The following is a 2,310-nucleotide window of genomic DNA, read 5'->3' as shown; positions in this document are numbered from 1 at the left end:
TATCAATTAATAAGTTTCAACTAAATGATTACTTATTATTATCTACAGAGCAAAAGGAATATCTTGATAATGTAATTGATAAGTTAATTAAGTTTACAAGTAACCTCCAAGTTATTGATAAACAATACTTAGGCATTGCCAGTCAGTTGTTGCTTTATACCCAATTAACGAATTTTAAACTTCATAAGTTAGTCAAAGACCACCGTTCTCTGCTCAATCAAATTGATTTCAGAGGTAAAGATGCTGTTATCTTATTTTTAGATCATGATAACGCCGTTCAATTGCCCTCCCAGCTGAAGTCTGAACACGAAATAGCTCTCGAAATTATCGAAGATGTCAAAAATGAAAGATTTTCTACTCGAAAAATATTAGTGTTATGTGAGAAAAAAAATCCTGAAAGTGTGGAATTCGCTTTAAATGAATTATTGAAGTTAGATAAATCGACTACTAGTTTGGCGTGTTATTGTGCATTAGTTGCCAAAGCAGCTGATTTTTTAGATAAAAGAAAATTTCCTTTACTTGAGATTGAAAAGATTCTTACGGATGACTTTAAGGGAGAGAATATTGAATCTGATTTTTTAGTCCCAACTGCAAATTTGCTATCTATAGCTGGTTATAAAGGGTTATCTTTACTTGCTTTGGAATTGTTATTTAAAGGGGAAAGCCCTTGGATATCAACTGAATACTCTCAGTACCTATCGTTGTTGTATGAAAATGAACAATATAACTCTTTAAATACTCATTTAAGTAATATGAGTGTTCAAGAGCAAACACACCCTGATATTGTTAACCTAAAGTCATGTATTGCAAGCCATGCAGATAAATTTCCCGAAGCAGTAAAATTAATAGAGGAACAACTAAAAAATTATCATGAGAGACCTCTCTCTGAAACAGAAAAAAAACACTGTATATATCTCTGGTTAAGTTTACTTATAAATTTAAACCGCTCTATATCCACGCCTAATGTTGCTGAATACGTTAAAAAAATACCAATTTCTATATTTTCAGATCCTGCTGATGAACTTGCTTGGGATCTTCTTACCTTCTTTGGAGAGCGATATTTAGAAGTAGAAGACACTGTATTAACTTGGTTTTTTACAGACCCAAATAAGCATGCAAATCAATTATTTAAAATCGTTATGAATAGCCCCCCTGATGCAAATCAAGTAGGGTATAACAGTGGAGTGTTTAAAGCAGGCTATCTATATACAGAGAACAAGCAACCAAAATATCGTATGGTTGTTGATGACCAAAAATTAACTAGTGAACAGCCACAGTATTTAATTCATCCAAGTACGACACTTGCACAAAGGTTGCAAAGCAAAGAAAAAACATCTTACTTTATACACAATACAAAGCACTGCTTAATTCAAGAAGTTCTTCCACCAACTATAGCTGCTTATCGTATTGCGATTAATATTTTAGATAATGATGAAAATCAAATTTTTTCCAGTATATCTTTCCCTGAAAATGCTACTGGTGAAGAGATAATGGCGATTCTTACAAGTTTTTTAGATAGTAACCACAGTTATACTCCCGCAGTAAAAAATTATTTAAGAGGGAATTTCCCTTGTGTATTCAAATACCAGCTTATTAATGGTAATAACTCTTATGGTAAAGCATTGACAGCAATGTTATCTAAGAATGTATATATGGAAGTATTCAGTGACAATGATTCACCTTTGGATGATCCAAATAGTGAAGATTTTATACTAGATGAAGTTGGTTTTGCGTTTCTTGTCGTATCAGGTCTATTCACTAAAATAGAAGCTAGAATGCACATTACAAGAGATACAGCTAAACAAATAAAGGAGTGGTGTTATACCTATGGAGATCTGGGGATTGTGTTTGACTCTGAAAAAGATAACTTTATTGCATCGAGGAGTGAAGAAAATTTTGACCAAAGTTTAAACCTAAGGAATGTGACGGAAAAACTTTTAAAAAAATGTAATATTCACAATGATCGTGATTATGATGTCCCTTTAAAATTAACTATTTTAGTTGATAAACTACTAACTCCCAGCACTAAAAGTTCTCTTGGTTTGGCTCATACTAAAGGTTTTAGTTATTTTACCGTTGATGTTCAACTTAGAGCTTTATTTTCTAAACCAGAGTTTAATAGTGTCTACATTGCTCCTGTAAACCTCAAAACTTTTATGCATGATAATTCTAATGCTGATGAAATTGGCCTTTTACTCGCTCTTCATCAGCATAATTTTCGTTTGTTTCTTCCTTGGGCTGCATTTAATGAGTTGTGCATGAATGGATCTGAAGAATCTCTACATAATTTAACGCTATTTATACATGATA

1 protein-coding gene is annotated in these 2,310 nt (G+C 32.3%); it reads left to right on the top strand.

The window, feature by feature from the left end; genetic code table 11:
• The coding region (locus CXF74_RS21075) for a hypothetical protein (RefSeq protein WP_157822505.1) at nt 1-2,310 on the top strand (2,310 nt) is incomplete at both ends.

Source organism: Psychromonas sp. Urea-02u-13 (genome assembly GCF_002835995.1).
GTDB lineage: Bacteria > Pseudomonadota > Gammaproteobacteria > Enterobacterales > Psychromonadaceae > Psychromonas.
This window is presented reverse-complemented; position numbering and strand designations above follow the sequence as displayed.